This window comes from Dactylosporangium sp. NPDC005555 (assembly GCF_040605635.1).
GTDB lineage: Bacteria > Actinomycetota > Actinomycetes > Mycobacteriales > Micromonosporaceae > Dactylosporangium.
In genome coordinates, this window is the sequence record NZ_JBEXDG010000045.1 from 1 (window position 1) to 23,593 (window position 23,593).

The 23,593-nt window shown below is 72.8% G+C and carries 7 protein-coding genes; all 7 read right to left on the minus strand.

Annotated elements, in window-relative coordinates:
• Positions 1 to 1,456, minus strand: a 1,456-nt coding sequence (locus ABZS58_RS36230) for a right-handed parallel beta-helix repeat-containing protein (protein ID WP_354787793.1), incomplete at its 3' end; no start/stop codon positions are given.
• Positions 1,453 to 2,472, minus strand: coding sequence for a hypothetical protein (locus ABZS58_RS36235; RefSeq protein ID WP_354787794.1), 1,020 nt, complete (start codon positions 2,470 to 2,472; stop codon positions 1,453 to 1,455). The genes ABZS58_RS36230 and ABZS58_RS36235, both read right to left, overlap by 4 nt.
• A gap of 64 nt (positions 2,473 to 2,536) precedes the next feature.
• Positions 2,537 to 20,179: a hypothetical protein gene (locus ABZS58_RS36240; protein WP_354787795.1), complete on the minus strand. Its 17,643-nt coding sequence runs from the start codon at positions 20,177 to 20,179 to the stop codon at positions 2,537 to 2,539.
• A gap of 50 nt (positions 20,180 to 20,229) precedes the next feature.
• Positions 20,230 to 20,568, minus strand: coding sequence for a hypothetical protein (locus ABZS58_RS36245; protein WP_354787796.1), 339 nt, complete (start codon positions 20,566 to 20,568; stop codon positions 20,230 to 20,232).
• A 5-nt stretch (positions 20,569 to 20,573) separates the two neighbouring features.
• Positions 20,574 to 20,990, minus strand: coding sequence for a YbaB/EbfC family nucleoid-associated protein (locus ABZS58_RS36250; protein WP_354787797.1), 417 nt, complete (start codon positions 20,988 to 20,990; stop codon positions 20,574 to 20,576).
• Between the two features lie 28 nt (positions 20,991 to 21,018).
• The gene (locus ABZS58_RS36255; protein WP_354787799.1) at positions 21,019 to 23,157 is read right to left on the minus strand and encodes a hypothetical protein; all 2,139 of its coding nucleotides are present in this window, start codon (positions 23,155 to 23,157) and stop codon (positions 21,019 to 21,021) included.
• 80 nt (positions 23,158 to 23,237) lie between these two features.
• Positions 23,238 to 23,591, minus strand: coding sequence for a hypothetical protein (locus ABZS58_RS36260; protein ID WP_354787801.1), 354 nt, complete (start codon positions 23,589 to 23,591; stop codon positions 23,238 to 23,240).
• Positions 23,592 to 23,593 lie beyond the last annotated feature (2 nt).

Genomic DNA, 23,593 nt, shown 5'->3' on the forward strand with positions numbered 1-23,593 from the left:
GTTCGGCGGTCTCGAGCAGCACGCCGTCGCCGCCGTTGTCGAAAACCTCGGACCGGCTGAGCGTGCCCCGGGAACCGGCCGCGAACCGCACCCCGGCGGCGGCGCCGCCCCGCACCCGGCTCCGGCGCAGCTGTAGCTCGCCGGCCGGCTCGACCAGGACACCGGCCACGCTCGCCGCGCCGATCTCGCAGGCGTCGACCGTCGCATGCCCGCCGGCGGCGACGACCAGGCCGTGCCGGCCGCCGCGCAGCCGCGAGTCGGTGACCGCCAGCCGCGCACCGGTGACCCGGACTCCGGCCACGCCGTAGTCCTCGACGGTGCAGTTGCGGACCGTGCCGCGCGCGCCGTCGATGCTCTGCACGCCGTACTCGACGCAGCCGGCGATGAGGGTCTCCTCGATCAGCGGGTCGGCGCCGCCGCGGACCAGCACGCCGGTCCGGCCGCCGCGCACCTCGCACCGCACGAGCGTGCCACCGGCCGTGCCGTCGAAGAGCGCGGCGACGTCGCCCGCACCCTCGACGACGCATTTGTCCAATGTGGACGTGGCGGTGTCGGTGAACGCGAGCACCGCGACGGCGGACTCCGCGAACCGGCAGTCGACGAGCCGGCCGGTGCCGTTGCCGAGCGCGAACACCGCGTGCCCGCCGGTGCCCTCGATCCGGCACCGCGCCAGCGTCGGATCGGCGTCCCCGGCGATCACGACCCCGTGCCCGCCGACGTCGCGCACGAGACAGTCCTCGAACACGGGCGCACCCCCGGTGGCGACGATTCCCGGCCCGTCGCCGTCGTGGATGGTCGTCCGTCGCAGGTGGACCATGCCACCCTCCTCAACGGCCACCGCCGGCCCGGCGACCGCGGAAAGGTCACAGTCGACGAGGCTGCCGCGACCGTCGCGGGTGGACAGCACCCCCGGCCCCTGCCCGCCGGTGACCACGCAGTCGATGAGCTGCGGATCGGCGCCGGTGGCGATCACGATCCCCGGCCCGCCGCAGTCGCGGACCGTGCTCGACCGGAACGTCCCCGTCATCCCCTGCTCCAGCAGCAGACCGGCGCCGGAACGGCTCTCCACCACGCAGTTGCGCACCTCGACGTGGCTGCCCCGCACGTGCAGCCCGACCAGGCCGTCGGCCCGCAGCTCACAGTCGACCATCGTCAGCTCGCCGCCGCTGACCTGGATCGCCGGGTACGTGTCGCTGCCTCCCGCGATCGTGATGCCGCGCAGGGTCACCGCACCGCCGCCGACGAACACGGCGACACCGTCCGGCGCGCGGAGCGTCACGGTGCCCGGCCCGTCCTCCGCGGTGAGCGTGACGTCGCCGATGAGCCGCAGCTCCTCGCGGTAGACGCCCGGCTGCAGCACGATCGTCGCACCCGGCCCGGCGACCGCCAGGGCGTCGGCGATGCGTGGCAACCCGTCCGGTTCGGTACGCGACACCGACACCACACGCTGATTCATGGCCGCGGACCTCCGCTGGTGACTGGCACGGATGTGGGCCGGGACGTCGCTGTGAACGGGTGACCCCAGCGGTCCAGGCCGAGCGGCGCACCCAGCCGGCCGGGACCCGCACCACCGGCGGCGGCACCGCGGCGCAGCCGCTGCAGCATCTCGCCCCACCGCTCGCCGGCCGCGGGGCGCTCGCCCGTACGGTCGCTCAGCAGCACCCGCAGCGGCCCTTCGGCGGCGGGTTCGTCGACGGCGAGGACCGCGAACCGGCTGCCCGGCGGGAACGTCGCGGCCGGCTGCGCCTCCGGCGTGAACCGGTCGACGCGCCGCGCGCTCACCGACCAGATGACGTACTCGACGGTGGCACCTGGTTCGCCGCCACCGGTCAGCCGGACGTCGACGAACCCAGGCTCAACGAGCTCGTCCCCGGCCCGGTAGTCGGCGCCGACCGCCGCGTCACTCGCGGCGTAGACCGGGCCGATGACCGTCGGCAGGCGGCACAGCCCGCTCGACGCGCCCCGGGCGATCAGGCTGTAGGCACCGGCCGGGCCGTCGGCGACCCCACGCAGGATGTCGTTCACCGCCTGCCGCTCGGCCGTGTACGCGCACAACGCCACCAGGTCGGTGACGAGGTCCCGGCCCCCGCCGGCGGCCCGAAGCCCGGGTTCCTCGGCGAGGGTGCGGGTGACCACCCGGGCATAGGCGTCGTACCGGTCGACCAGCGCACGGCGCAGCAGGGCCCGGTCCTCGGCGCCCCACCCGGCCGGGTCCACCCACTGCGGCACGTCCTGCGACGCCGCGACGACGGCTGAGGGCTCCGGCGGGAGCGACGGCGCGGGCGGCGCCGGCGGCGGGCTGGGGGCCGCGGGTACTTCGAGCGGCCCCGCCAGCCCGGTCCAGCGGTTCGCCCACCGACCCGGGTCGAGCACGCTCGCGTGCGACCCCAGCGTCTCAGGCGTCTCGTTGACCCTCGCCGATCGGGGCGCCGGCGGGAACGCCGCGGCCGGAAGCGGAGCCGGACTGGTCAACCGTTCCCCCTCGTTCCGGTGGCGCATGGTGTCCGTGACACAACGTCTGCCACGGCCGATCGGTTCACTGCGATCCCCGCATCGCGACGTCCTCCTGCCGGTACCGCAGCAACAGCCGGCGGAGCTCGTCGGCGCGGCCCGGGTGCGCCGCCAGGACCTGCTCCACCTCCATCAGACGGGCCGTCGCCGCGGGACGGCCGGCGACGTAGTCCCGCAGCTCCTGCTCCAGGGCCGCGTACTCGTCGCGGCGCTGCTGCTGCAGCGCGAGCGACCGGCTCAGCGGGGGCCGCGACCGGCCCGCCGACGTGTCCGCGGACCGTCCGGTGCCGTCCGCACCACGCGGCCTGGTCGAGACGAAGACGGACCGCCGCAGCGCGTCGTCGCTGAGACCGTCCCGCCGGATGAACGGCAGCGCGCCGCCCCTGCTGGTCTCCGCGAACGTGATGAACCCTGCGGGCAGCCCGCCGGCACCCAGCAGCGGCCGCAGCGTGTCGGCGATCGTGCGGGCGCGCCGCCGGCCGGCGGTCTCCGCCCCGGCGCTGAACCGTCCTCCGTTGCCCCCGCCGTCGACGGTGACGACGAGGCCCGTGCCGCCGCCCCGGTGCACCTGCGTCGCGCGGGCGAGGATCCGCTCGGCCAGCCCGGGCAATCCGTCCCAGGCGGCGGTCTCCCGTGCGCTTCCCTCGGTGAACGGGATCAGGTCGCCGACCTCCGTGACGGCGGGCGGATCGACGCCGCCGGCCGGACCGGTCCGCCGAAGCGTGTCGATGACCCGGCCGAGGTCCGCGACTGCGTGCTGTTCCTCAGCCCGGCCAGGTCCGGTCCGACGGGCGGCGTCACGGAGCCGCTCCAGCGCGGTGACGAGGGCGGCCACGTCCGGGCTCCACGTCACCGGCGCCGGATCGGTGATCGGGGCGACGGCCCGGATCCGGCCCAGGACGGCGGCGAACTCGTCGTCTGTGCCGAACGCGGGGAGCCCGTGTCCGGCTCGACCATGGAGGGTTCGCAGATCATCGATGAGCCGGTAGGCGACCGTGGTCCACGAGCCTGCCGGCGTACCCTCACCACCGGCCGCCGGGCCGTGCTCGCGGCGGTAGGCGGCGTCGACGACCGCGGCGACCTCGTGGAAGTACTCGTCCAGGCTCTCCCGCCGGGCCGCGGCGGACGAACGGAACAAGCGGATCTCGAGCAACGCCAGCAGCCGGTCGGGGCCGAGCGTGCCGTCGAGGCCGCGATGTGTTCCGGCCGTCATACCCAGCCCCTCGTCCTGGTGGACCACCCGCCCCGGCGTCTCCCGCAGGGCGTTGTCGAGGTACTCCCCGTGCGTCGGCCGATCGGACAACGGGACCAGGTCGAACAACGGGTCGGTGTCCTGGTGCTCCCGGCCCGCCGAGGGCCGGCTGAGGGCATTGCCGCGCCCTTCGCTGACCTCGGGCCGGCTCGCGAGGTAACGCCGCCTGAACAGGTCGCGGAACTGCTCGTCGTGGCCGTCGAGGAACCGCCGGACGCGTTCGGGCAGTGCCGCGCGCATGTGCGTGAACGAGGTCCGGGCCGCCACCAGGACCATCGACTTCAGCAGCACCTCGTCGTCGTGCCAGTCCAGCCGGGCCGCCACCTGCGTGTAGACGAGGGCGGCGAACCCGCGCAGCGACTCCACCGTGGCCGGGTCCGGGGCGAGATCCACCAGGTCCGCGCGCAGCGGCCGGCCGATGGTGGACAGGTAGTACGCGGCGACGTCGTCACCGAAGGCGGCCCCTTCGGCGAGCCGGGTGTCGACACCGCCGTGCGCCGGCGCCCGCCCGGGGGTGTTGAGCCAGGTCATGAGCGCGTGCAGCCCGTGCACCAGACCCGCCCCGACGGTGAGGTGCAGGTGCAGCGTGGGCTCCCGGCGAGGATCGGGGTCGAAGAGCCGCAACCCCGCCGCCGCGTCCTCGACGACGAAGCCGGGGGCGTCACGGAACGCCTCGGTGAGGGGCAGCCCGTCCGGCTCGTCCGCCGCCCGGTACACGCGGCGCAGGACGTCGTCGAGCACCGCCGCGATCTCGCCCCACCCGGGACGGTTCGCGGCCTCGCCGGGCAGCACCGCGGCCGGCACCGTGACGACCTCCAGGCCGGGGTAGATGCCGTAGTCGCCGGCCGACTCGTCCGCAGGTGCTGGGAACGAGTCATGCCACCGGTCGTCTTTCGTGCGGAAGTGCTCGATCGAGTCCACGGTGATGTGCAGCAGCGGGTGCCGCACGAGCACCGTGCCCTTGTCCGGGACCTCGTGGCCCGGGTCGGCCTGCAGGACGAGGTTGCGCAGTTCGCTCTCGGTGCCCTCGGCCCCGCCGCGCATCCGCACCGGCCGGCCGTCGTTGACGACCAGCGCGGCGATGGCGGCGACGTGGTCACGGACGTTGTGCAGCCGGTGCGACCCCTCGGCCAGGAGGGTCCTCCAGTGCGCGTCGACCTCGTCGGTGCCGAGCCGCTCAGCGCCGCGGGCGGTGCGCCACGCGGCGACGTCGGCGTGGGCGTTGACGTCGCGGGTCAGCTCCTGCAACGCGCTGTCGCGGTCGGTCCGGGCCGCGGCGAGCGCGGACGCTCGGTCGGCGGCCCGGAACTCCTTGATCCGGGTGGTGGTCAGGTCCCGGGCCCGGGCGACCCAGCCCCCACCCGGGTCCGCGGTGACGACGATCGCCCCCTGCTCCGGATCGCCGTCCGTCTCGGCCTCCTCGGGCTGTCGCATCGCCACCGGCTGGTCCGGTTCGACCAGGCGGCGGCTCGCCGGCAGGACCGTCCCCAGGGCCGCCAGCCGCTCGAAGGCGAGGCTGTAGGCGAGCAGGACGTTGCCGAACTCGGCACGGGTCGTCGACTCCGTCCCACCGACGCGGCCGTGCAGCGCGGACAGACTGTCCACGAACGACCGCCACGCGGCGTGCGCGTGTGCACCGGCCTCGCCATTGCCCGCGACCGCCGCCGCCACCTGCGCGTCCAGATCGGGGACCCGGCGCGTCGCCGCGTCGATCTCGGCCCGCAGCCGCGCCGTGTCCCGGTGCACGGGCGGGGCCGGCGGCAGTGGCAGGTCGAACTCCACCCGGGCGGTGAGGACCGTCGTGTCGTCTGCGCCGGTCCCGACCTGTTCCCCCTCGTAGGCGGCTTCCCCCTCGTAGGCGGCGGCATCGTCGGCGTCCGACCGGGCCCGGGTGGGCAGGAAGTGCTCCTGGACAAGCACGATGACGTCCGTCCAGCGGATGTCGTCGCTGTCAGCGGGGTACAGGGTCCCCTGTGGCGTCATCCCGTACAGCGCGACGTCGAGCGTGCCGCCGGCCGCCGTCGAGAGCTGGCTCGCCCAGGTGAAGAACCGGCTCAGCGTCCACAGGAAGTGATCCCCTGACGCGGATGCGTACGTCCCGTCCTGCCGCAGTTCTTCGGCGAACCTGCTGACGGTGATCACCGTGCCGTCCGCCTCGTCGCCTGCCGTGCCGGGCTCGTACTCGAAGTCCACGCCGTCGAGCTGGTGGGCGTCGCGGTGGATGGCGAGATGGCGCAGGTTCAGCCGGCTTCTCGCGGTGTGGTCGGTCATCGTACGGTCCACCACGTCGGCGAGGACCGTCCGCAGCCGCAGCGCGTCGTCGATACGGCCCGGTGGTGGGAGGCCGATCTGCGCGGCGACCAGCTGGGCGGCCTCGGTCACCCGGTCCGGTGTGACCGTCTTGAGCGCCGCGGCGAAGGCGCAGTTGCCGTCGGCGTTCACCCATCCCGTCCGCAGGTCGAGGTTCTCCAGTTCCTGCTGCTGAGCGGGGGTCGGATTGCGCAGGCCCAGCGGATCCCGCGGGTCCTCGTACGCCCAGTCCGGCCACGTCGGCTGCGGCCTGCCGGGTGCGTCCTCGCGCTGGTACTCGGCGAGCTTGCGACGCAGCCTGCGGGTCCGCTCGGCGTCGCCCACGCTCTGGTCGCGGACGTATCCGTCGAAGGTGAGCAGCCGCTGCTGCCCGCCAGTGGGATGGCCCTCGATGTAGTTGCGCAGCTCCCGCTCGGCGTCGCGCCGGTCCTGCCGCCGGTCGGCCGGGCTCTGTCCGGCCGGATCCGGCCCGTCGGATCGACGCGACGGCATCGCGGAGTCGGCTCGCGCCTGCAGGCGCAGGACCGAATCCCGGCGTCGGTCCGCGCGCTCGTAGTCGCCGAGCATCTCCCGCAGGATGTCGGTGAGCTCCCGGGTCTGGGCGATGCTCGTGCCGGTGCGCTGTGACGTGTAGCTCGTCACGAGCCGCATCCTGACGTCCGTGTTGGGGTTGTTCGAGATGTACTCCACGAGCCGGGTCTGCACGTCCTCGTACTGACGATCCAGCTCGCGCTGATCGGAGCCGAGATCCGTGAGGGTGCGGCTGAGGGGGCGGGTCGTCGTCGGGAGGGACACCGGCGGGCTCTTGGGGGTGCCCGCCGGCGTGGCCCTGAGGGCGCTGCGCGGTGTGCCGGTGGAGGTGCTTGCCGCCGGCGCCACGGGGGAGGTCGTCGGCTGGCCGGTGAGCACCGTGTCGGGGCCGAACGTGACGGCCCTCCCGCGCTGCCTGGTCTTCGCGGCCGGCGCCGCCGTACTGGGTGCGGCCGGCGCCGTCGTGCTGGGTGCGGGTGGCGGCGCCGTGCTGGGTGGGGACACGGTGCTCGGATCGGGCGCGGTGCTGGGATCGGGCTTGGTGCTGGGATCGGGCTTGGTGCTGGGATCGGGCGCGGTCCCGGCGGCCGGTCCGGTCGGGCGGTACTCGTCGTCGCCGACCTCGAGCAGCACGAGCGGCCCGCCCGTGCGGAGCCCGTCGGTCGTCGCCGTCCCGTCACCGGCCACCGTCACCACCTCGATGCCCAGCAGCGTCGCCAGGTCCGGCCACGGCGGCAGCGGCGTGTCGTCCGGCACCCCGCGCCGCTGCGCGACGATCGTGCGCAGCTCGGTGGGCGTCAGTTCCGCGATCCTCCGGACCGTGGCCGACGGGGCGGGCTGGTGCTGCGCGGTCGTGATCAGCGCGTGGAGCCAGGAGTCCCGGCCCGGCGCCTGCTCCAGGGCCTCGACCCGGCGGGCGGTCAGCGCCCGCCGCTGGTGGAACGTCAACGGCAGGGAAGCGACCGCCGGTGCCGCGCTGCGGGTCCGGACGTAGTCTTCCGCGTCCTGCACCGCATCGGTGAAGGACCTCCGGCGGTTGTCGAGCACCCCGATCAGCTCGTCCCGGCCGATGCCGAGCCGCACCGCCTCGTCGATCACGTGATCCGGCAGGCCGTCGACGAGGCTCTCCGATCCCATCGGCACCGTGCTGCCCAGGTTCGGGCGCAGCCGGATGTACCAGCCGTCGGGTGCCACGCTGTACCGCTCCGTCGGCGCGTCGTCAGGGCCCAGCCGCAGCTCGACCGGGGCTTGCAGCTCGCGGGCGAGTGCCCGGGCGACCCGCAACGGATCCTGCTGCAGGTGCGCCAGCAGCGGCGGTACGTGCCGGGGGCGGGTCGTGCCGTCGCCGGTCGCGGGCGCCGGGGCGGCGAGGTTCACGGCCTCGGTCATCAGCTCGATCAGGCTCCGCCCGCCGGGATCGGCCCGGTGCGCGGCGCGGACCGCGGCGATCTGCGCATACGTGAGGTGACCGGCGGCCCAGGTGTCGAGGGTCCGGGTGAACTGCTCGGCCGTCTCCGCGCGGGACGGCGCCCGGGCGACGACGACGTCGTCCGGTGCCGTGCGCACCTGCCGGGCGACCTCACGCACCTGGGCCCGCAGGACCTGGTCCGGCCGGTCGGCCGGGGCCCGCGAGCCGGCGTCCGGTCCGACGACCGCGGCGGCCGCGGCCAGGTCCACGGCCGGTGAACCGTCGTGCGCGACCGGCGGGCGGCCGCGTTCGCCGGTGCCCTCCTTCCGGCCGAACTCCGCGCGTCGCTGGTCGGCGACAAGGGCCTCGTAGTCGGCCTTGAACATCGCCACGTACACGTCGCCGCTGAACTCGTCGCTGGAGCGCTGCCGGCCGATCGAGGTCGGCCGCCACCAGTGCACGACCCGTTTCTGGCCCTCGAGGCGGTATCTGCCGTGCAGCCGGACGAGCACAGCCGGTCCCTGCTGCTTGACGTGCTCCTCGCGGCGGTGCGCGTCGGCGTGCGTGCTGGTGTGCGACTTCGGCGCCTGCCGGCTGAGGTCGGTGTCGCCCTCGGTGCGGTGCGCGCCGTAGGACTCGCTCGGGTTGGCGTTGTCGGTGACCGTCAGCTTGGCCGGGCCGCCCGCGTCGACACCCAGCCCGAGGTACGGCGTGTCGTGCGAGGTCGAGGCGCTCACGCCCTGCTGGTACTTCACGTACCGGCCGGTGCCGGTGCCGTCGAGCTCGGAGATGACCTCCATGTCCTCGAGCCGGCCGTGCAGTGTCAGGTCCGCCCGCCGGCTCGAGTGCCCCGGCACGAAGGCCCCGGTGGCGAGCCGTACACCGTCGGGGTTGAGCGCAGCGGGGATGAGGTTCGCCGCGAGCATGTCCCGGGTCGTCAGGGCCCGGACGGACGCGCTCGTGTGGTACCCGGGGCGGGTCACCCACCGCGACGGCCACCACCGGTTCCACTTGACCGGCCGTTCGAAGATCGCGCCGAGCAGGCTGCGGCCGGCGGCTTCGGCACCTTCGAGCTGCACGGCGTCGACGAAGAAGTCCTCGGGCAGCCGCGCCGGGTTGAGCGCGGCCCGCAGACCGGTCGGCGGCGCCATCGGCCGGGCCTCCGCGACGCTCTTCGGGATCTTGAGTGTCACCGTGCCCGCGACCGTCCGGGCGGCGGGCGGGTCCACCACGCGCGCCGGCGGTTCCCGGAACTGTGCGAGGACCGGCCGGGTCAGCCGCCTGCCGGCGTCGCGCAGGACGGCGCCCAGCACCCGGACGGTGTTGACCGGCACCATGAGAGCCCCGCGCACCAGCGGACCGTCGGTGTGCAGGGCACGGAACCGGGCGATGACCTTGAACGTCAGCCAGTTGGCGATCCGGCGGCCGCCGAGCTTCACCCGCCGCACCTCGACGGTGAACTCGACGCCCGCCTCGGCCCGGTAGTAGTTGCCCCAGTCGTAGATCGTCGACTCGTAGGTGAACTGTTCCGTGGTCGCCCGGCTGCGGCTCACCCCCTCGGCCCATCTGACGCCGGGACCGCCGGTCACCTTCTGCTCCGTGTCGCGGCGCGCCGCGTCAGCCGCCTGCTCAGGCGTCCGATTCGGGTCGGGCCGGTCGTCGATGGTGCCCTTGAACCCGAACGAGGTGCCACGGGTGAACTGCCGGCGGGTCGCCTCGCGGCGCTCCACGTACCGGTGCCGGTAGGTCTCCAGGCCGCTGCCCCGCACGTAGTCGCCGAACTTCGGCGGATCGGTGATCCGGGCGGTGAGCTTCGCCTCGACCATGTCCTGGCCGAACCAGGCGTGCGGGTCGGCGAACGTGAACGTGACCCCGTCCGGGCCCAGGAGCTGCTCGAGCAGCGGCTGGTCGCGGCCACCGTCGAGGACCGCCTGGACGTAGTCGCGGCCGCCCTGCAGCCGCCCCACGTACGGCGCGGTCTGCGGCCGCCGGTGCCACCATCGCTGGCGGAGCTTGTCGGCGTACCGCGGGATCGTGCCGTGCTTGCGGCCCAGCAGGCCCGGCACGACACCGTTGACGGCGTCGGCGACCATGTCGGACAGCTTCACGTCGTCCTCGAGGGTGAGCGAGTGGACGCCGCTGTGACCGAGCGAGGCATGGTCCCCCGAGCGCAGGAACGGCGGCACACCCAGCCGGCGGCGCTCGTCCACGGGCGTCAGGTCGATGTCGAAGGCGCTACGGAACTTCTCGACCGCATCGTCCGACATCCGGCGGTCCGCCCATGGGTAGCCGCGGGCGAGGTCGCGTGCGGCGTCCTGCAGCAGTTCGCGATGCGCGTCCCCCAGGCTGCCGTCGTGCCGCCAGCGGGCGAGGACGCGGGCCATGAGCTCGTGGGAGATCCCGAGCTCGCCGCTGGTCCACCTGGTCAGCAGGTCGAGGAGCTGGTCAGCGTCGAGCGGCACGTCGCCCTTCGCGTAGTGCTCGAGCGCGTCCGGCTCCGACAGCAGGTAGATCATCGGCTCGGCGCTGTCGATGCCGTACTCGACGGGGACGTAGTTGCTGTTCGGCCAGAGCTTCGCTCGTTTGGCCTTGCCGATGCGCAGCACATAGCGCACGGGCGCGCGGAAGGCGTACGCCCGCTGGAAGTTGAGCTCCAGCGACTCGCGGCCACCGGTCTGTTTGGTCGAGCGCTCGCGGCTGCGGCCCTTGCGCATCGAGTGGTTCCCCGACCCGCTCAGCCCGGTGATGTCGGACCGCCCGGGATCGCCGCCGGCGCCGACGTCCAGCGGCGTGCCTGAGATGCCGGAGCGCCGGCTGGTCGACTGACCGGCCTGGGTGAGGGAGAGCTTGATCAGGCCGAGCACGAACGGGTCGTCGGTCGCGCCGACGAACTGCGACTCGGACGGTTCGGCCTTCAGCGAGACGATCCGGTGCTTGTCCCGCAAGAACTGCGACTCGAAGAACGTGTCGGTGGTGTATCCCCCGAGCGCCTCGCGGAAGTGGGCCTGGACCTGTGCCTGGTTGAGGAAGGTGGAGATCTCCTCGTCCGCGGTGCCCCCGGGCCTGGCCATCTTCGCCATCCAGCGTCGGGCCGTCGGCAACAGCCCGGTGACGTCCAGATAGGACACTGCGGCGTTGTCGAAGACCGAGGCCGGCGTGGTCTTGACGGTCGGCTCGACCGGTGGCGGCTTGTGCGACTCCTTCGTGTTGAACGCGGGCACGACACGCACCGTCGCCGTGCTCGTGATCGGCGGGATCGAGGCCGGCAGCCGGCCGGCGACGGATTGCCGCTGGAAGCGCCGCATGAGACGCTGCAGGAATGACAGGTCGTGGTCGATGCCGACCCGGTACTCGCTCGTCACGTCGAACTCGGTGAGCTCGCCCGTGTACTCCATCAGCCGTGGCATGTTGCTGACGTGGTTGACGGACTCGTCGCCGCTGATGCCCCTGTCCCATTCCACGCCGATGCCGGCACCCTGCAGCTGCTTGCCCTTGTCGGTCGGCAGGAACCGCAGCTTCGCACCGGCGGCGAACCCCTGCCCGCCACCGGCGGACGACCCACCGGAGTCCAGCCCCATCGAGAGGTTGACGATCTGATGTTCCTTGGTGAACCGGGGATTGGCGGTCGGGTCCTCGAACATCTCGGGGGCGACGCCCGCCCGGGCCGTCCCGTCGGCGGGCACGATCACCTGGCGGGGCCGGGCGGTGATCGTCACGCGGGCCGAGCGGACCCGGAAGAACGTGAACCAGCCGGTGTGCCGTTTGCGCAGGGTGATCGGGAAACCGTCCTGGTGGATGCCGTCGAAGTTCGAGTCGAACGCCTGCGTCGACAGCAGCTTGCGCAGCAGCGCGCCGTTGCTGACCTGGCTGTCGCGTTTGCGGCTGAACCACGAACCGCGCTCGAACGGCGCGTCCGGGTCACGGACCACGTACCCGTACTTGTCCAGTTCCTGTTCGATCCGGTCGACGAGCTTGTCGATGAGTTCCGGGTCCACCTCCGCGATGCCCATGCCGATGCCGCGGCCCTTGCGGGCGTGGTGCGGGACCGCCGGTGCCGCCCGGTTCTTGAACGTCGTCGGTGGCACCACCGGCAGCGTCGTCGCCGGTGGCACCGGGGGTTCGATGGCGTACGCGACCGCGTCGGCAGTGGGCACCCGGACCATCGCCCGGCCGCGGATCGTCGCCGGCTCGTAGGCGGCGCCCGGATGGCCGTGCCGGGTCCTCGCAACCGCCCGGCGCACACCGTCGCGGGCCTTGACCAGCACGTTACGACGCCGACGGACCCGCACGGTCGCCTGGTGCTCGAAGTCCATCTGGTACGCGGAGGTGAAGCCCGCGTACCGTGACACGAGCACCCACAGCCCGAGCCGGCCGGCGCTGTTGCCGTCCCGGTTGGTCCAGGTCCAGCGCACGTACGGCACCTTCACCGCGAACTTGAGCTTCGGCACCCGCGCGACGAGGAACTCGAGGCTCGGCTCGAGACTGGCCTCGTTCGTGACCGACTGACCGGCCGTGGTGCCGGAGATCGCGGTCCGGACCTCCTCGACGTGCGCCTTGTCGCTCGGCGCGCTCACCGGGCGGCTCTCGCCGACCCGCCGCGTCCGCACCCGGACGTTCGCGACGATCCGGCCGTTCTCGACGAGGGAGAACTCGTAGCCGCGGTGCCGGTTCACCGCCTTGTCCAGGTGGGTGTCCAGATTGGACACCCGGTGCCAGACGGACGCCCGCAGTGGATGCCCCATCGGGATCGGGCCGCGCTGGCGCTCAAGCTGCCGGATGATGTCGTCGCTGAGCAGGTGCAGGCTCGTCAGGCCCGAGGCGTAGAACACCCTCGGCAGGCGTTCCGCGGCCCCGACGGGTGCCACCTGGTCCGGCCGGGTCGCCGCGGCCAGCTGGGCGGCGAGCCCGGGCTCACCACGGGTCAGGTACTTCTCCGGCATCGACAGGGTGATCCGCTCAGCGGCCCGGATCGTCTCCGTCGGCCGGTCGTCCCACCGCTGGGTGGCATCGGCACGCATCCGCAGGTGGTAGGTCCCGTCGGCCGACAGCAGGGCGGCGTCCTCGCGGGTGTCCTCGACCCGGCCGACCTCCGCGTCCCGCACCGTGCCGGTGGACCGGTTGATGAGGTTCCGTACGAACCGCAAGGCGGCGCCGAGCCGGATCGACAGCAGGCGGCTGGCCACGCCGAACGAGAAGCCCACCGATCCGCCGAAGCGGAACCAGCCGGTCGGTCCGGAGTGGCTCTCGCTGTGCGCGCCGACCTGGAAGGTGCCGTGGATCGTCTCGTTGGCCCGGATCTGCCCGGCCCGGCCGGCAGGCCCGTCCGGGGCGCTGCCGGCCGTGCCGTCCGCGGCCGCCGGCGGCGCGTTCTCCCGCCTGGCGTTCGTCAGCTCGAGCCGGACGAGGACCTCGATGCTGCCGAGGAAGACGACCATGCCGTCGCCGACGAGGTGCCGGTAGTTGTTGACGAGGAAGCCGGGGAGCTGGTCCCAGGCCTCCGCGGTCTCCGGCACGTGGTGCTCGGCGGCGAACCGCCTGAGCCGCTCGACGAGCCGGGTGAGGTCGGGCAGCGTGTGGGCGGGGATGCCGGCGGCGAACGCGATCTGCTCGAGACTGCCGGTGCCGACCGGCACGGCGGCGGGTATCGGCGCGAGGTCCGGGTGGATCCGCTCACGCCCGTCGTCCCACGAGTCGCCGATCTCCACGTGTACCGTGACCGCGCCGCGGGTCTCGCCCTCGGCGCCGTCCGCCGGCTCCGCGGCCGTACGGTGCCGGAAGATCACGATGGGCGTGTCCGAGCCCCGCTGCTCGGCGAGCTGGCGCTGGACGGAGGCCTCCAGGAGCGTGGCGACCGTCTCGGCCCGCCGCCCGCCCAGCTTCGACCCCCACACCATGCTGGGGATCTTCCACTTGCCGATCCCGACCCCGAGGCCGCCGGCGTCGCCCTCGACCGTCACGATCACCGGCGCGCCCCGCGGCGGCCGGCCGGCGGCCGTACGGGTGATCCGCTGGACGAGATCCCTGGCGTGCGCCTCCAGGTCGGTGCCGGCGGCGAGGGCCTGATAGCTACGGGGAGCGAACCGCATGGTGATGGGCGGGTCGTCGGCCGCGTCGAGGGGCGGCACGGCGGGCACCGCCGGGGTGGTGACCGGCGGGACCTGCGGCCGGGGCGGTGGCTGCGCGACGAATGCCTGGAAGTCGGCGAAGCCGGAGCCGCTCTGCACCCGCCGGTACAGCCGGATCGGCTCGCCGGTCGTCCCCGCCCGGTGCAGCCGGCGCAGCTGCGTCCCGTCGTCCACGAGGACCGTCCGGCCGAGCAGGGCACCGATGAGCATCGGTCCCGCGTCCGAGTGGTCGTGGCGGGCGTCGGGCTCCAGCAGGCTGGCCAGCGCGCGCCGCAGTCCGGTGTCGCTGCCGTGCCGCACGGCCGCCAGGAACGTGCTGTCCAGGCCGCGGAACGCGGCGAGGTCCTCTGCGGTCAGCTCGTCGATGCGTCCCACCAGGTGCTGGCGAAGCTCCAGCACGACCTTCCCCAGTCGCCTCGTGCTGATCACCCGCCGCGAGGCGCTCCGCGCGTCGGACAGCTCCCGCAACCGGTTGGTCGCCGCAGCGCTCCACGTGAACCCCTGCGAGATGGCGTCGAGGTCGGTGTAGGCCAGCGCGGCCAGCAGATGGTTGCCGTCGCCGAGCAGGAACGCGCGGTCCTCGGGCCGCAGCCGCGAAGGCTCGTCGGTCGCGGTCGCGGCTACCGTCTCGTCCGGGCGGCGCCGTCCGTGCAGATCCGCAGCAGTTCCTCCTCCGCCGGCAGCTCGCTGCTCAGCGACTCCCGGGCGACCCGCTCCGCTGTTGCCCGGTCCGCCGGGCTGCTCAGCTCCGAGTACTCGTCGCCGAAGATCCGCTCCGCCGCCGTCGCCGGTGCGTACACCCAGCGCCGCGTCGGCACGTGCCAGATCACCGCCTGGAAGGGGCCGGTCCACAGTCGTGCCGCGATCAGTCCCGACGGCGTCGCCGCCGGGTTCCGCACCAGTGTGTGGTACTCGAACGTTGACATCGTGGATGTCGACTCCTTCCAGGCCGATGTCCGCCATTGTCAGGTCGTGCCCGGCGAGGACGTCCGAGAAGGTCCGCCCCTGCGACGCCAGTTCCTCGAGGTACATCAACCACTGCACCGGTGAGAGACCCTTGGGAGACGGGCGGGCGCCGCGGTGGAGGCCGACGAACGCCGCGAAGGTGGTGTCCCGGCTCGCCGGAAGCCATTCGATCCCGTCCGGGATACCGGCGGCCAGGCCGCTGTCCCGGTTGATCCGGACGATCTCCAGGTAGGCGTCGATCCGTTCGTGCAGCGGCCGGTCGCCCCGGCGGACGCGTTCGTAGAGCGGGTGGGTCCGCTCGCCCGTCTCGAACGACTTCGGGGTCGGGACCTGAATCTCCAGCAGCTTGCCGTCGGGGTCCTGCAAGGTGATGTTGAGCCCGTACCACCGGTTGCCGGGTCGCCAGAAGTTGCGGATGGCGTTGTTGTCGCGCTGGGTGTAGCCGCGCTGGCTGAGCTCGGTCAGCAGCTCCTCGAGCATCGTGGCGTAACTGGCCTCGGGCAGCTGCACCATGAACCGGACCGAGTCCTGGATGTCCTCGAGGAACGAGTCCAGCGCGGTGCCGTCGGTCTGGCGGCGGACCTGGAACTTCCGCGCGATCGAGGCGAGCTTCTTGGCCCGGTTCTGCGCACCGAGCAACTGGGCCCGCTGGCCGGTCGGATCGATATCACTCATCACCTCCTGCAGTTCTGCGAGCACCCGGTCGGCCCGCGCCGCAGCCTCACGGGCCGCCTGCTCCAAGGTGGTTCGCTGTTCTGCGGTGAGCCAGTCGAGCACGTCCTGGTCGTCCTGGAGCGGATCGACCGGCTGCTGCTCGGCCACCGTCGCGAGCGGGTGCGTCCCCGTCTCCGGCGGCAGCGGCCTCGGCCGGCGGGTCGGTGTGCCCCGGATGTCCGCCGGCGCTCGCGGGTTGCTGCGCAGCGCGGAGTTCACCAGCGACTGCAGCGGCGATTCCCGTGCCGCCGGCACCGGTGTCAGGTGGTGCGCCCGGTCCTGCAGCCCGAGCGTCTCCGCGCCGGGCAGGTCCGCCGTCGTCAGATCGTACGCGGCTGCGACCTGGGAGAACGTCCGGTCCGTCGCATCGAGCCCGTCGAGATAGTCCTGCCAGCCCTCCGGCTCTGCCCTGATGAGCGCCTCGAGACCCTTGTCCTTGCTCTCCGGGAACCGGCCAAGCCCGGCCGGAAGACGGTTGCTCAGTCCGCTCCTGTGGCCCAGTCTCATCAGCTCCAGGTACGAGCCCACCCGCGCCGAGAACGGCAGGCTCTTCATGCGCACGACCTTCCAGGCCTCGCGCCCGTCCTTGTTCAACTGCCACGACGCCTCGGTGTGGAACTGCAGCTCCAGCAACTGGCCGTCCGGGTCCCGCACCTTCACGACCAGCCCGAACCACCGGTTGCCCGACCGCCAGAAGTTGAGGATGTCCTCGCTGCGGTCGCGGACGGAATACCGTTGCGCTTGCAGCTCAGCCAGCACCCGGTCGACCGTCGCGCCGTACGTGTCGGAAGGCACCTGCACGGAGAACCGGACGGTGTCCTTGTTCCCGGCGAGGAACGGCCTGACCTGGATGCCGTCCCTGGCGTGCCGGTCCCGGAACTTCCGTGCCAGATCCTGCACGGCCTTGGCGCTGGACTGCGGATCGAGCAACCTCACCTGTCTGCGGCCCGGATCCACCTTCTGGATCACCTGCTGCATCACCGGAAGCAACCGGGCGGCCCGCTCCTGGGCGCCCAGGGCGGCGTTCTCGAGCTCTGTCCGCTCGTGCCAGTCGAGACCTTCGAACGGATCCTGCCGGGGCCGCGACGTGTCGATCGAACCCGCGCGGGACCGGCTGAGCAGCCGCCGGTCGACGGACGTCGAGCGAGAGCCGGCGGCGGTCCGGACGGTCCGTGCCCGGTCGGGGGAACTGGTCTCTGCGGCGGCGGGGGACGCCCGTCGCGTGCTCGCCGCGGGAAGGTCGGTGCGCTGCGACCCGGAGGTGCCCTGATCCGCGGGCCGGTCGGGGTGACGCGAACGCCGTACCGCCTCCTGGATCTCCGACTCGTCGAACCCGGTGTCGTCCGTCTGCGACCGGGAGCCGCGCCGTGTGACGGTCCCTTCCGGTTGCCCGGTCACGGCGCCGTCCACCGCCGGACCGGTGGGCTGCGGATGCGGCGTCTGCGATCGTGACACCGGATCGGTCGTCAGCGGACGCGGCGTCGACGGGCGGGTCAACGACTCGAACGGGTTCCGGAAGCGCCATGGATCCGTCCCCGACCGCGGGCGCGACGGTGATCTGTCCGTGGGCAGGTCCCGCAGCGGGATCCGGTCCGAGCCCGGCGTGTTCTGGCCCCAGTTCGAATGCATGCCAGCGGCCCGGATGCCGGTGGGCGCGTCCAGCAGCCCCCGGGTCGCGGCGTCGTGCCGGCCGGCGCCGACGTCGACCGGGCGGCCGTCCGGGCCCAGTACCAGGATCTGCGAGTCGGGTGAGCGCAGCTGCCGGGCCCAGAAGGCGGTCTCCCCCTTGGTCATCCGGGCGTCGTGGTCGAACGAGCCCGGCTGCTGCGGGTCCACCCACCGGGGCACGACCTGCGACCCGCGGCCGTCCGCGACGACCCAGTAGACGTGTGCGCGGTCCCGCTGCGGGCGGGAGACCACGAGCGCCATCGCGCCCGGGTGGTCCGACAGGTACGCCAGGACATGGTCGCCGTCGCTGGTGGTGGGGGTGCTGCCGCCGAGGGCACGGAGGAGTTCGGCCGAGTCGGCGACCGACGGCCCGGTCCGGGCGGCGTCGCCGAGGCCGGCGCCGGCCAGGCCGTCGCCGGGCAGCGAGTTGACCCGGCGGCCATGCATCTGGGCGAACACGTCCCAGGCGAGGGGGACACAGTCGACCGCGGGTTCGCCGGTCGTGCGGGGGCGTTGCTCGGCCTGACGGATCCAGTCGTCGAGCGCCGCGACCTTGGCCGCCGGGTCGGCCGGCACGACGCGGTCCCACGGGTGTACGCGGCCCGGGGTGGCGCGCGTCTCCGCGGTGGTGTGCGTGTCCGCGGCCGTCCTGCCGTCGGCTGTGGTGGTGGCGGGGGAGATGCCGATCGGGCCGGTGCCGCCGGACGGTTCGACGTCGGTCTCCGCGGCGGACGAGTCCGAGTAGACGGAAGAGGTGTCGGAGAAGACCGACGAGGTGTCGGAGAAGTCGATGTCGTCGAACGAGGCCGGCCTCAGATCGTCGAACGGTGAGTCATCGAGCGGGGAGTAGGTCGATTCCTTGGTTTCGGGCGGCGCCGATCGGTCCGCGCCCCCGTCACTGGAGGTCTGGTCAGTGCCGGTGTCGGTACGGTCGGAGCCGTCGCTCGTGTTGGAGGTGCTCGTCGTGTCCGGGGCGCCGGGTCCGGTGTCGGCCTCCCGCGGACCGGCCACAGCGGACGGGCCGGTCGTGGTCGAGCCGGCCGGACCTGTCGTGGTGGTGGCGTTGGTACCGCTCGGGCCGGCCGTGGTCGGGGCGTTCGGACTGTTCGGGCCGGTCGTGGTGGTGGCGTTCTGGCCGGTGGTGGTCTGGCCGTTCGGGCCGTTCGTGGTTGGACCGGTCGTGGTGGTGGTCGTGCCGTTCGTGGTCGTGCTGTTCGTGGCCGTGCCGTTCGTGGCCGGGCCGGTGGTGGTCGTGCTGTTCGTGGTCGTGCTGTTCGTGGTCGGGGTGTTCGTGGTCGGGCCGGTGGTGGTCGTGCTGTTCGTGGTCGTGCTGTTCGTGGTCGGGGTGTTCGTGGTCGGGCTGGTTGCGGTCGTGGCGTTCGAGTTTGTGGCGGACGAGGTCGTGTTCGTGTTCGTGGTTGCCGTCGTCGCGGTCGGATCGGTGGTGGTTGTGCTCGTGGCGGTCGGGGTCACGGGGGTGGCGGTGGGCGGGTCGGCGGAGGCGGGGGCGTGGCTCTGGAACCTGTGGTGGAGCGCCTCCCCGGCGGACTCCGCGCCGATGTCTGCCGCGCCGCTGATGATGCCCGAGGTCGCGGTGCCGCCGCTGACGACGAAACCCATGCCGTTGACGGCGGCCACGGTGCCCTCGGCGATGACCTCGGTGGCGCCCTCGCCACCGACCTCGCCGATGAACTCGATCGATTCCCTGCGGATGCGCTCGATCCGGGTCGGCGGGGTGGTCGGCCGTGGGATGTCCCGCGCGCCCACCGGCACCGGCGTCGGGCGAGGCGGATTCGCGGACGGTGTCGGGACAGGCCGGGACGGTGTCGGCCCCGGTGTCGGCGCCGGGGTGGGAGCCGGCCGCGGTGGCGTCGGACCCGGCGTCGGCGTCGGCCGCGGTGCGTCCGGTGTCGGCGTCGGGGTAGGCCGCGGCGTGTCCGGCGTCGGGGTCGGGGTGAGGCGCGGGGTCGGGGTGTTCGGGTCGCGGAACATGCCGGGCGGGATGTGCGCCCTGGAGATCAGCCGGCCGATGTTGGCGAACCCCGGCCCGAGCACCGCCGCGATCAGCCCGCCGAGCGTACCGTCGCGCACCGACTGCCAGAACTGCCGCTCGTCGAAGCGTCGCCGCGTGCCGAGCAGCTGCTGGATCCGCTGGACGATGGAGTCCATTATGCCTTCGACGAGGGCCTCGCTGCCGACGACGAGCAGCGCCGCGAGCATCAGCCGGGCGAACAGGAACCGGATGATGAACCGGAACACCGCGATGCGGGCGGCGAGCCAGGCCATCGCCGGGCCGGGGTTGCCGAGCGCGAAGGCGAAGGCGAGCACGAACGACAGGAACATCTCGATCGTCGAGCCGAGGATCATCATCTTCTGGTACTGGATCTGCATCCCGGAGTCCTGCGCGGTCCGGCCGATCTTGCGCAGGTAGTCCGCGGAGGTGTCGACGTAGCCGGGCGACCTGAGATAGGCGTTCATGCTTTCCAGGAACGCCGCCTGCGAGTTGCCGCCCACGCCGTCGCGCACGCGGCGGACGGCGATGCCGAGCAGCGCGTGGGACTGCTCGACGCCCTGGGCCGCATCGTGCATCGCGTTGCCCAGCTTGAAGAGCTTGTCCTCGTTGGCGCCGGGCCACTTCTCCCCGGTGATCCAGTACAGGAAGTTGGCGAGGCGGTTCGAGATCTCAATGGCCACGGCCAGGGTCTCCGTCGGTCGGGGCCGGCGTCACGGTGCGACGCCGGCGATCAGGGACGCGCGTTGCCGCCGCCGCCGAAGTCGGCCGCCATCTGCTCGTTGATGTCCTCGACGTCGCGCAGCAGGGCGCTGAGCTCCTCGACCTGGCCGGCGTGCCCGCCGGAGAGGTCGCGGAGGCCGTAGAGGATCTGCAGGGCCAGTCCCAGCTTGTCGGCCAGGCCGGTGTTGAGGACCTCGTCGGAGTCGTCGCGGATCACGGCCGCGACCGGCAGGTGGTCGCCGGCGGCGGCGTTGACCTTGTCGAGGATGGCCTGGACATGGGCGACGAAGTCGGCGAACGCCTCGCCGCGCAGCAGGTCGGTGTCGGCGTGCAGCGGTGGAGTGGGCATGACGGTCAGCTCCGTTCGGCGCCGGGAGTACCGGGCAGGTCGGGGATCTGGCGCATCGCCTCGCGGAGCATCTCGTCCATGTCGACGGTGCCGTTGAGCATGTCGAGGATCGGCGTGGACTGGGGGAGCACGGCCGAGAACATCGACGCGAGTTCGGCCAGCGACTGTCGCCTGGCCTCGCCGATCGTCTCGACCAGCAGCGCGCTGAGCTCGGCAGCCGGCATCGACCGGTACGCGCGGGAGTTGAACTTGATGTCGATGACCTCGCCCTGCGCGTCGGTGACGACGGTGATCGCCCGGTTCTTGGAGGTGACCGTGATCTGCTTGCCGGTCATGTCGTGCTGGACCTGAGCGATGGCCTGCTGACTCTCGTCGAGCTCGGCGTACGCCCGTTCGATCTCCTCGTGCCATGAGGTGGACATGCTGCTCCTTCGTGCGGATGTCAGTGCTTCACCGGTTGCCGCGCCCGCGCGACGGCTCGTACGTGGGCTGCGTCGTGCCCGGACGGCCAGGACGCTGGACCGGGCGGGTGCCGTGCTCCGGCTCGGGTTCCTCGCGGCCGATGACGGCGGCCGTGACGTCCGGGTCGGTGCCCCAGACCGCTTCCTCCTCGGCCAGCCAGGTGGTGCGTTCGCGTTCCTTCTCGTTCTCCTTGCCGCCGCCGCCCATCCGGCCCATCGGCGGCATGAACGGCATGCCGCCCATCCCGGCGCCGGCGGAGCTGCCGCCGTCCCCGGACACCGGGTTCCCCATGGCGCCGGGCAGCCCGCCGACGTTCGCGCCGCCCGAGGCGAGGGCCCCGCCGGCGACCGCGCCCGCCGGGAAGCTGCCCACCCCGGCCGGGGCGTAGCCTGCCGGGGGCGTGCCCAGCGGCCCGAGCGCCATGCCGCTGGGGTTGTTCGGGGTCAGGCCGCCTGTGTTGAAGCCGCCGGGGGTGACGCCGGTGGAGCCGCCGAACCCGCCGGAGCCGAGGTCGCCCGGGTCGAGCGGCGACGGGGTCCCGCCGGTCATGCCGCCGCTGCCGATGACGCCGCCGCTTCCGCCGGTGCCGGTTCCGCCGGGCCGGCCGGTGCCGCTGCTGCCGCCGCTCAGGCCGCCCGTACCCAGGCCGCCTGTGCCGAGGCCGCCGATGCCGGCGCCGATCATGCCGCCGCTGCCGCCGGTACCGCCGCCGGAACCTCCGGATCCGGAAGCCGGATCCGAGGTGTCGAAGCCCGAGCCACCGACACCTGCGCCGCTGAAGCCGCCGGATCCGCCGGAGCCGTCGCCGGTGCCCGCGCCGAAGCCGGCGCCGCTGAAGCCGCCCGAGCCGCCGGACCCGCCGCCGAACTCCGACCCGCCGCCGCCCCCGCCGCCGAACTCCGACCCGCCGCCCCCGCCGCCGAACTCGGTGCCGCCGCCGCCGAACTCCGAGCCGCTGCCGCCGCCCGGTGGCGGGGTGGAGCCGTCGAAGCCGCCGCTGCCACCGGGCGGCGGGACGGCGCCGTCGCTGCCGCCCGGCGGTGGTGTGCCGCCGACCCCGGGCGGTCCCGGCTGCGGGTACGGCAGGTGCGGGATGTTGATGACACCCCGCGCGAATGCCTCCAGCAGCTCGTTGTACGTGGCGATCAGCAACCGTGTCGCAGTCTGCGACGCCGTGTCGAGGTTCTTGTAGCGGTTGATCCACTCGTTCTTCAGGTCGGTGTTCAACCGCAGCCACTCGGACTGTTGGATCAGGTCGTAGGTCGAGTTGCCGGCGCCGGACAGGACGTCGCCGAAGTGGAAGATCCATGCCTCCTGCCGGCCCTGGGTGCGGCTCGGGCGGTGCTGGTCGGCTTCGTCGACCTGCCGTTCCATCGACTTGAGCAGCGCGTCGACGAGGGTGTTCGGGTCGTAGTGCTGCCAGGCCTTGTACGCCGTCCACGCCTCCCGCAGGTGCAGCCGGAACGAGTCGATCTCCTGGGCGGCCTTGGTGAGCACGCTCGGCCAGCCGGTGTTCACGTAGTGGTTGTAGTTGAGCTCGAAGCGGCCGCTGATGTTCGCGGCGAGCTGCTCCATGCCCTGCGCCATGTCCCGCATCGCCCACGCGAACGCGTCCGCCGCGGACCCCTCGATCGCGTGGCCGTCGTCGATCTCGGCGTACATCGCGCGCAGCTGGGTCTGGCCGTCGCCGGTGAGGTACGTGTGCACGTTCGTGAACCGGGTCGCCACGTCCCGGAACATCTGCGGGTCGAGGTACTGGTTCGCGTCGATCCCGTCGATGATGGACTGGCTCGTGTCCATCAGCAGCTTCGCCTGCCTGGCCGGGGAGTCGTCGCCGCCCTCGTAGAAGTAGACCGTGGCCCGGATGAGCTGGAAGTTGATGGTCCCGCGGCTGCCGAGGTTGCGGTACCGGTAGAGCGTGATCTTGTTCCAGTCGGACCCGTTGGGCATCCAGTGGTTCCACGGGCTCGCGTTGTGCGCCTCGGTCGACTGCCGCGACTCCCAGAACGACATGTCCAGGCCGATCCAGGCGGGATAGGCGACCCGGAACGCGTCGATGTCCTGCTCTGCGCCGAGGATGTTGCGCATGGCGTCGTCCCAGTCCAACGGGTCCAACGGCTGTGTCATCGAGATCCCTCCATGCGGCGGCGTGCAACGTCGTGCCCGGCGCCGCCGCGGTCGAGCGCGGCGGCGCCGGTCGTACCGGTCTAGCTGCCGTGCCCGGTGCTCGGCGACGTGTTCCAGGCCGGGATGTTGGTGAGGAACGACTGAGCGCTGACGTTGTTCAGGTCCTCGGCGTCGTCGGAGATGGCGGCGTACATGGTCAGTTGCGTCGAGCGGTTGAGCGCCGTGGTCCGGATCTCGCCGAGCCGGGTGTTCAGCGCCGCGCCGACGCCGGCGACCGCGGTCTGTACCGGCGCGCTCAGCGAGAACGAGCTGTGTCCAGACTTGAGGGTGATCGTCGCGATGTCACCCTGCGGCGAGTTGGTCACCTGCTCGGAGATGAGCTGGTTGGCGTTCGACGCCCGGTTGAGAAAAGCGTCGTCGACGGTGATCGGCATGC

Bases quoted from the DNA above. Each gene is read 5' to 3' on its own strand.
- ABZS58_RS36245 (WP_354787796.1), bottom strand. From the start codon at position 20,568: ATGCCCACTCCACCGCTGCACGCCGACACCGACCTGCTGCGCGGCGAG.
- ABZS58_RS36250 (WP_354787797.1), bottom strand. From the start codon at position 20,990: ATGTCCACCTCATGGCACGAGGAGATCGAACGGGCGTACGCCGAGCTC.
- ABZS58_RS36255 (WP_354787799.1), bottom strand. From the start codon at position 23,157: ATGACACAGCCGTTGGACCCGTTGGACTGGGACGACGCCATGCGCAAC.
- ABZS58_RS36260 (WP_354787801.1), bottom strand. From the start codon at position 23,591: ATGCCGATCACCGTCGACGACGCTTTTCTCAACCGGGCGTCGAACGCC.